An 8,395-nucleotide genomic window follows, 5' to 3' on the forward strand; every position below is an offset into this window, starting at 1 on the left:
TCCCCCTCTCCCCCTTCGGGGGAGGGGGCGGGGGGGGGGTTCGGGGGGGGGGGATGCGGCCCCTGCGCGCGCGGCCAACACAGCGAGCCCACCCCGCCCGAGGCAACGCTGTACACCCCACGAGGCACCCCGCCCCGCCCGCACCGCACCGCCTCACGCCCCCCACCACGCCCCACGCCCCAAGACGGGTGCAATAGGGCGGAACCATGGCCACCGGTCCTGGCGTCCTGGGCTTTGTGCAGCGTCATGGCCACGGCACCGCCGCCTCCCCCCGTATGCGCGTCACCGGACTTCTTCTCCTTGTGGCGCATCTGCTGATCGTCAGCTGGCTCACGCTGCGTCCCCGGACCGTGCCCTGGGTTCCGGCGGCGAACCTCGAACCGCTGGCGACGATCCGGGCCGAGCTGGCGCGCGGGGCGTCGTGGGAGGCCGTGCAGCATCTGGGCGGCTCGGTGTTGCTGCTGGCACCGCTGGGCGTGCTGCTGCCCCTCTCCGCCGGTCGCCTGAACGTTTCGCCGCTGGTCTCCTTCACCCGTACCGCCTTCGCCGGCGCGATGATCGCGCTGGCCATCGAACTGCTGCAGTCAGGGATCCCCGGACGCGTCCCCGATGTCGACTCGGTGCTGCTGAACACCCTGGGCGTGGCGGTGGTGCACCTGCTGGTCGTCCCCGGGGCCCGGTGCCGGCTCCGCCGGCGGTACGAGCGTCTCGGGGGTGCGACCCCGAAGATCTCCAGGGTCGGCCTCACACCACAGGCTGACGTGCTCTCGGGCAGCCGGACCTACCTTTGAGACATCGGGCAAACGCCCCACGTAGTCGCAAAGGAGTCCTCCCTCATGGCCGCCGCACTGGTCCGTCCCCGCAGCAACCGAATGATCGCCGGAGTGTGCGCGGGCCTGGCCCGTCGCTTCGGTACGACGCCGGTCACGATGCGCGTGATCTTCCTGGTGTCGTGTCTGCTTCCCGGCCCGCAGTTCCTGGTCTACCTCGCGCTGTGGATACTCCTCCCTTCGGAGGAGAAGGCTCACGGCGCCGCCGCCTGGTAGGCCCACCGCGCCTGGCGGGCCGCCACCTGGTGACCCACCGCGCCCCATGACCCACCCCGCCGCGTGAGCCACCACACCCTCAAGCAAGCCGCCGGCCCGTACGCCTGCGGAGGCGTACGGGCCGGGGACGGTGCACCGCACGCCCCTGAGGGCGGCGGGGTGTGCGGGGCTCAGCCCAGCGGGAGGGCCTTGCTGACGGCGCCGGTGGGCAGGCCGCCGAGGAGCTTGTTGCCCTGGGAGTTCAGGTGCGTCTTGACGCCGTTGCTGCCCGGCTTGGCGTTGGTGCCGCTGTTGACGCTCTTGGTGGCCCCCGAGACGGTGTCGGTGGCGCTGTGCAGCAGACCGCCTGCGGTGTCGGCGGCACCGACCGCGGGAGCGGCGGAGGCGGCGCCCGCGGCGGTGACGGCGATGGCGGCACCGAGCGCGGCGGCACCGAGAGTCTTGATGGTTCCCTGCTTCATCGAATTACGTCCTCATTGATGGGGGCTTGACCGGCCCATCAACCTAGTGATGCGGCAACCGGCGCCGCAAACAGCCACAAGGAAACAAAAAACGGCCGGTGGACATTCCACCGGCCGTTGCGCTATATGCTCGCGCCGTCCCCGTTACATACGGTCAGAAGCGCTGCTGGGAGCGGTTGTTCAGCCCATCGGGCGGAAGAGCCACTCGGCCCGCAGTTCCGCGTAACCGGGCTTGATGACGTCATTGATCATTGCCAGACGTTCATCGAAAGGAATGAATGCTGATTTCATCGCATTGACTGTAAACCACTGCATGTCATCGAGGGTGTAGCGGAATGTCTTGACCAGGTGCTCGAATTCCCGGGACATGTTCGTACCGCTCATCAGCCGGTTGTCGGTGTTGACGGTGAGGCGGAACTGGAGCCGGCGCAGCAGGCCGATGGGGTGCTCGGCGTAGGAGGGGGCGGCGCCGGTCTGGAGGTTGGAGGTGGGGCACATCTCCAGCGGGATCCGCTTGTCGCGCACGTAGGAGGCGAGCCGGCCGAGCTTGACGCTGCCGTCGTCGGCGACCTCGATGTCGTCGATGATCCGGACGCCGTGGCCGAGGCGGTCGGCGCCGCACCACTGGAGCGCCTGCCAGATGGAGGGCAGTCCGAAGGCCTCCCCCGCGTGGATGGTGAAGTGGTTGTTCTCCCGCTTGAGGTACTCGAACGCGTCGAGGTGGCGGGTGGGCGGGTAGCCGGCCTCGGCGCCCGCGATGTCGAAGCCGACGACGCCGGAGTCGCGGTAGCGGTTGGCGAGTTCGGCGATCTCCAGGGCGCGGGCGGCGTGCCGCATGGCGGTCAGCAGGGCGCCGACGCGGATGCGGTGGCCGTTCTCACGGGCCCGCCGCTCACCCTCGCGGAAGCCCTCGTTGACGGCCTCGACGACCTCTTCGAGGGTCAGCCCCTGCTCCAGGTGCTGTTCGGGCGCGTAGCGGACCTCGGCGTAGACCACGCCGTCGGCGGCCAGGTCCTCGGCGCACTCGGCGGCCACCCGGGCCAGTGCGTCGCGGGTCTGCATGACGGCGCAGGTGTGCGCGAAGGTCTCCAGGTAGCGCTCCAGCGAGCCGGAGTCGGCGGCTTCGCGGAACCAGATGCCCAGCTTCTCGGCATCGGTCTCGGGCAGACCGGTGTATCCGGTCTCGCGGGCCAGGTCGACGACCGTGGCGGGGCGCAGGCCGCCGTCGAGGTGATCGTGCAGCAGCACCTTGGGGGCGCGGCGGATCTGTTCACTGCTCGGAAGGGTGGTGGTCTCGCTCGTCATTTCGGCACTGTAGCCCCTACGCGCGTAGATCTCATCGAACGATACGTAACAGTGACCCGTCCACAGGGTGGCGGGCCGGTCTCCTTCTGCCATCGTTCTGGTCATGGCTCAGCAAGCGCTGCCGGTGCGCGAGGCCCGGCTGGGAAAACCGCTGGGAGCGAACGGCAAGGAGGGGACGATCAGCGGCGTTGCCCTGTTACTGCCGGGGGGCGGACCGACCGGGGTCCGACGGCCGTCGCCGGTGACCGCGCTCGCGGTACGGCCCCTCGCCCTCCGGCTGGCCCGGGCGGGACGCCCCGAAGGGCTGGCCACCCATGTCGTGCACTACCGCTGCCGCGGCTGGAACGGTTCCGCCGCCCACCCCGCGCGCGACGCCACCTGGGCCCTGGAGGAGGTGGTGCGCCGCTACGGCGACGTCCCGGTCTGCCTCGTCGGTACGGGCATGGGCGCCCGCGCCGCCCTGCACGCCGCCGGCCACCCCGCCGTCCACGCCGTACTGGCCATCGCGCCGTGGCTGCCCGACCACCGCGCCACCGGCGAGCAGCCCGATCCGGTGAAGCAGCTCGTCGGCCGTCAGGTCCTGCTCGTGCACGGCACCAACGACGAGCGCCACGACCCCGACCTGTCCTACCGCTACGCCGAGCGCGCCAAGAAGATCAACCGCGACACCTGCCGCTTCGAGGTCCACTCCGACGGCCACTCCCTCCATCAGCACCGCGCCGAAGTCCTCGCGCTGGCCACCGACTTCCTCCTCGGCTCCCTCTTCGCCCGCGACTACGCCCGCCCCGTCAAGGACGCCCTCGCCGCGCCCCCACCCCTGGGCCTGCGCATGCCCCTGGCCACCGGCTTCGGGGCGTCGTTGCGGCACTGAGCAGCGCGCCAACCCGGGTGCCGATGCGGTGCGTTGCGGGTAGCCTCCCTGGCGGCAGCACCAGCAACCGGGGGGACAGGGCATGCCGATCGGGCCGCGATACCGACGGGTTTCCGCACTGCAACGGCAGTTCTTCGACCGAGAATCGGTGCTGGCCGCCTACGAGGCGGCCCTGGGCCGGCTGCACTCCGGACCGGACCCGCAGGTCTTCAATGTCGTGGGCATCGGCGGGATCGGAAAGTCCCGGCTGCTGCAGGAGCTGCGGAACCGGACCGGCCAGGGCTACCGTACGGCCCGCCTCGACCTGCAGGTCCCGGCGTTGCGGCAGCAGGAGGACGCACTGGCCGTGCTCCGTACCGAGTTCGGCGCGCAGGGCGTGAAGTTCGACCGCTTCGACATCGCGTACGCGGTCCTGTGGCAACGGGTCCACCCCCAGCTTCGGATGGACCGTTCCAGTACGCCGTTCGCGGAGCAGAGCGAGGTCCTGTCGAAGATCCTCGACGACGCCATGGGGTTCCCGGTATTCGGTACGGCGGCGGGGCTGGTCCGGCTGACGGACCGGGCGCTGTCCAACCGGCAGCGCAAGCAGCGCATCAAGTCCGACCCCACGCTGCAGGACCTCGACAACCTCACCAACGCCGAGCTCGGCTACGCCGTTTCGTACCTGCTGGTCGAGGAACTGCGGGAGGCGAGCGGCGACCGGCCCTATGTGCTCTATGTGGACGCCTACGAGGCGCTGGTCCCCACTCCGTTACCGGGTGGCAAGAGTTTCGGCGCGGATGCCTGGCTGCGTGATCTGCTGGGCCAGCTGCAGGGCGGACTGACCGTCGTGGCCAGCCGCGAGCCGCTGCAGTGGGCGGCGTACGACGAGGACTGGGCCTCGGTGATCCAGCACGTCCCGGTCGAGGGCCTGCCGATGGACGCCCGGCTCGATCTGCTGTCCGCCGCGGGCATCACCGAGGGAGGCCGGCAGCGGTCGATCGCCGAGGCCAGCGCCGGGGTGCCGTTCTATCTGCACCTCGCCATCGACACCTACCTGCAGAACCCCGCCCGGCTGGAGACGACGATCACCTCCGAGCACATCGTGCAGCGGTTCCTGCAGCACGTACCGCCGGACGAGGTGCGGATCCTCGAACTGCTCAGTGTGGCCCGCACCTTCGACTTCGGGGCCTTCCGCGCGCTCGGGCGGGCGTTCAACCTGCCGGCGCACCTGCTGACCTGGGAGTCGCTGACCGCCTACTCGTTCGCCTATCCGCTCTCCCAGGGCTGGTACCGGCTGCACCAGCTCATGGTGGCCGCTCTGCAGTCCCACCTCTCCCCCGCGGTGAAGCGGTCGGTCCACGACCGGCTTCGCGCCTACTGGGAGGAGGTGGCCGACCGCCTCGAAAGCGGCCCCGACCGTGGTGGCGTCTCCCGTTCGTCCCCCCTGCGCGAGGCCGTCTACCACGGTCTGCACGCGGAAGCGATCACCGCGGAGCAGATCCACGAGTACGCCGACCGCGGTATGGCCATGGGTGGCCGGCAGGTGGTCGACGGCATCGTGAAGGACCTGCGGGATTATCTGGCGGCCCGGCCCGGAGGCGAGAGTTCCGTCCGGGAGGCCGCCGACTGCCTCGAAGCCGAGTCCCTGCTGTCGCTGGGCAATGCCCGGGCGGTGATCGAGCTCGCCCCCGAGGTGGACCGGCGGGCCGGCACCGCCGTCTCGGCGAGGCTCTCCCTCGCCGCCGCCAATGCCCGCAGGATCGCCGGTGAGAGCCGCACGGCCGCCCGTATCTTCCAGCAGGTCTGGGAGGAACAGTCCGGACCCGTGCGGGTCTCCGCGGGATTCTGCCTGGCCGACATCAGGATGTGGCAGGGGGATTTCGCCGAGGCGTTCGACCTGGCCGAGGCCGTGTACGGGATGAGCCGGGCGGACAAACCCGTCGTCCGTGCCGATGTGAAACGGCTGCTGCACCTGGGCCACCGGTTCCTCCTCTCGTTCGACGCGGCAGCGGACCTGCTGCAGGAGGCCGAGGCGGAATACCGGCGCGCCGAGGATCCCTTCGGCCTCGCGAACATCCGGACCAACCGCGCCGAACTGCTGGCCTTCACCGATCCGGAGGCGGCCGTGGCGGAGGCTGCCGAGGCGCTGGCCGTCCAACGGGAGCTGGGGGCCCAGCACGAGATCGGCAAGGCGTACACCGCCATGGCGATGGCGCAGATCCGGCTCGGGCAGCCCGAGCGCGCCTCCTCGTCCTTCCTCAGTGCGTACGCGGCGCTCGACCGGGCCGGCTATCGCTCCGGGAGGGCGCGCGCCGACATGTACCGGGCCTTCCTGCTGCTGCAGCAGGGCGACCGGGACGGGGCGCTGTCGACGTGGCACCGGGCGGTGGCCGAATTCAAGGCGTGCGACGTCTATCCGTCCCTGGTCATGGCCATCCACCGGGCGGCCGTCCGGCTCGGCGAGGAGGACGGCCGGCTGGCCGACGCCGCGCTGCGCGCCCGGGCCGGCCTGCGGCCGCTGGGCACGCTGGACGCGCTGGAGCACCGCACGGACGAGGTCCTGTCCCTGTTCCTCGGGGCAGCCGCATGAGCTGGCACGCGCTGTACGACGCGGCTCTCCGCAGCACCGACGCGGCGGCGGGCTACTACAACCGCAATGCCGCGCTGGACACCCCGGACGGCCGGGTCAACGTCCGTATTCCCCTCGCGGCCGCCGACGTGATGGACGTGCGGGTGTGGCGCGAGGAGGAGGTGCTGGCCGCCGTCCGCCCGTATGTGGACTACGCGCCGGAACTCCGCCATGTTTCCCACGCCCCGCGCTTCCAGGTCCAGAGCTTCATCGCGGGTGACATCCTCAACGACTTCTCCCCGCGCCGGAGCGCCGTACCGGACCATGTGATCGGCGATACGGTCGCGCTGATGGGGCAGCTGACGGCGATCCCCCAGGGGAAGATGCCGCCGCTCCCGGACGGCTGGCCCACGTCGGCGGACGCACCCGCCTTCGGGCAGCGCCTGGCGCGGCTGACGCGGACGATCCACGCGGACCACCTGCCGGCGTACGGCAGGGTCTTCGACCACTTCGGATTCCCGGCGGATCCGCTCGCCCCGGTCAGCGAGCGGTGGAGCGCCCTGACCTCACGGCCGTTCGCCGTGCTCCACGCCGATCTGCACCGCAAGAACATGATCGTGACCGCCGGAACGACGTGGTTCATCGACTGGGAACTCGCCCTGTGGGGCGACCCGGTCTACGAAGTGGCCCTCCACCTCCACAAGATGGACTACCCGGACGACCAGCGCGAGGACCTGCTGCGCCACTGGCTCCGGGCGCTTCCCCCGGAGACCACCGCCGGCTGGCGGCGCGACCTCACGACGTACCTATGGCACGAGCGGATCAAGTCGGCCATCGTGGACACGGTCCGGTACTCCAAGCAGCTGGCCGCGCCCGGAACGGATCCGGCCACGCGGGACGGCCTGATCGCCCGCCTGGCGAAGAAGGTGAATGCCGCCCGCCTGGTGTGGGGACATGTTCCCGACGTGACTCCGGAGCGGATCCGCTCCGGACTGCGCTACGGACCGACGCACCCAGGCCCCTGAAAGGGCGGTGGACAGGCGGATGGACGCGATGGCCTTGTATCAGGAAGCGCGCGTACGGCAGGACGTGCTTTCCGGGTACTACAACAGCAATGTCCGCGTGGACTTGGCCGACGGGCCCGTGATGGTCCGCATCCCGGCCGGCGGGGCGCCGACGATGGACCTGACGATGTGGCCCGAGCACGCGGTCCTCGAAGCCATCCGCCCCTACGTCACCTCGGCACCGCAGCTGCTCCACGTACAGCCGGACCCCCCGTTCCAGATCCACGAGTTCATCGCGGGGACCTGCCTCGACGAGGTCTGCCCGGCCGGCACCCCGCTGCCCGCCGGTGTGCTCCGCGACATCGGCACCCTGTTCTCCCAGTTGCTGCGCGTGCCCGCCGCCAAACTGCCCGGCGTGCCCACCGACTGGCCCGCGGACGGCGACACCGCCGGGTTCGTGGCCCTGCTCCTGCGTCTGGTGCGGACCATCCGCGCCGACGGCGACGAGGCCACCGGGCAGCTCTACCGCGACCTGGGCGTCCCGGAGGACCCGTGTGCGCTCCTGGAACAACGGGCGGAAACGCTGCGGAGCCGGCCCTTCCGCCTCCTCCACGCGGACATCCACCGGCGGAACATGATCACTCACCGGCATCGCACGGTCTTCCTCGACTGGGAGCTCGCGCTGTGGGGCGACCCGGTCTACGACCTGGCGGACCATCTGCACAAGATGTCCTACCTGCCCGCCGAGCGGGACCGGACGGTCGCCGCCTGGCAGCGGGTGGCACCCGCGGAGTGCCGGGTGGGATGGGAGGACGCGCTCGCCTTCTACCTGGCCTTCGAGCGCATGAAGTCCGCGGTGGTGGACACCGTCCGCTGGGCTCGGCTGATCGCTGCCGCTCCCACCGCGGGCGAGCGCCGGGCCCGCGCCGGCGAACTCGCGGGCAAGCTCCGGGCCGCCCGGCCCTGCTGGCCCTCGGGCCCCCGCTCCGACGACTCCCCCACGGACATCGAGCGCGCCGTGGAGCGCTGGACCGGCCGCCGGGAACCGCGGGGCTAGGTGTGTTGTCCGGAGAGGTTGGTGACGCGGCTGGCTGGGGTGTGGCCGCTGATTCCGGTGTGGGGTCGGTGGTAGTTGTACCAGTCCAGCCAGCCAGGGA

Annotated in this window: 8 protein-coding genes and 1 pseudogene; 6 read left to right on the plus strand and 3 right to left on the minus strand. The window is 70.9% G+C overall.

The features are described 5' to 3' along the window. Nucleotides 1-275: 275 nt before the first annotated feature. Nucleotides 276-791, plus strand: a complete 516-nt coding sequence (locus IG62_RS0140385) for a VanZ family protein (protein ID WP_199812593.1) — start codon at nt 276-278, stop codon at nt 789-791. 45 nt (nt 792-836) lie between these two features. After that, nucleotides 837-1,046 (plus strand): PspC domain-containing protein, encoded by a 210-nt coding sequence (locus IG62_RS0140390; RefSeq protein WP_030816121.1) that lies wholly within the window; start codon nt 837-839, stop codon nt 1,044-1,046. A 170-nt stretch (nt 1,047-1,216) separates the two neighbouring features. On the opposite strand, the gene IG62_RS0140395 is transcribed toward IG62_RS0140390, so the two are convergent. Together IG62_RS0140395 and IG62_RS0140400 are read right to left on the minus strand one after the other, a co-directional pair. After that, entirely contained in the window at nt 1,217-1,507 is a 291-nt protein-coding gene (locus tag IG62_RS0140395; RefSeq protein ID WP_030816129.1) for a hypothetical protein, read from the minus strand. A 180-nt stretch (nt 1,508-1,687) separates the two neighbouring features. Continuing rightward, nucleotides 1,688-2,812 carry an adenosine deaminase gene (locus IG62_RS0140400; protein ID WP_030816134.1) on the minus strand — a complete coding sequence of 375 codons (1,125 nt, stop codon included), beginning with the start codon at nt 2,810-2,812 and terminating at the stop codon, nt 1,688-1,690. A 103-nt stretch (nt 2,813-2,915) separates the two neighbouring features. Between IG62_RS0140400 and IG62_RS0140405 the strand changes: the two genes are divergently transcribed. From IG62_RS0140405 to IG62_RS0140420, 4 genes are all read left to right on the plus strand, one after another. Further along, nucleotides 2,916-3,683, plus strand: a complete 768-nt coding sequence (locus IG62_RS0140405) for an alpha/beta hydrolase (RefSeq protein WP_030816136.1) — start codon at nt 2,916-2,918, stop codon at nt 3,681-3,683. A gap of 82 nt (nt 3,684-3,765) precedes the next feature. Next, entirely contained in the window at nt 3,766-6,255 is a 2,490-nt protein-coding gene (locus tag IG62_RS0140410) for a hypothetical protein (RefSeq protein ID WP_030816140.1), read from the plus strand. Next, nucleotides 6,252-7,259 carry a phosphotransferase family protein gene (locus IG62_RS43590; protein WP_051799244.1) on the plus strand — a complete coding sequence of 336 codons (1,008 nt, stop codon included), beginning with the start codon at nt 6,252-6,254 and terminating at the stop codon, nt 7,257-7,259. Before IG62_RS0140410 ends, IG62_RS43590 begins: the two co-directional genes overlap by 4 nt. A 19-nt stretch (nt 7,260-7,278) precedes the next feature. Then, a complete protein-coding gene (locus tag IG62_RS0140420; RefSeq protein ID WP_030816144.1) occupies nt 7,279-8,295 on the plus strand; it encodes an aminoglycoside phosphotransferase family protein in 1,017 nt (338 codons plus the stop codon). On the opposite strand, the pseudogene IG62_RS46890 reads toward IG62_RS0140420, so the two are convergent. Beyond that, nucleotides 8,292-8,395: pseudogene (locus tag IG62_RS46890) on the minus strand (IS481 family transposase); the annotation flags it as partial. The gene IG62_RS0140420 and the pseudogene IG62_RS46890 overlap by 4 nt on opposite strands.

It is taken from the genome of Streptomyces sp. NRRL S-337 (assembly GCF_000720175.1).
GTDB classification, from domain to species: Bacteria; Actinomycetota; Actinomycetes; order Streptomycetales; family Streptomycetaceae; genus Streptomyces; species Streptomyces siderophoricus.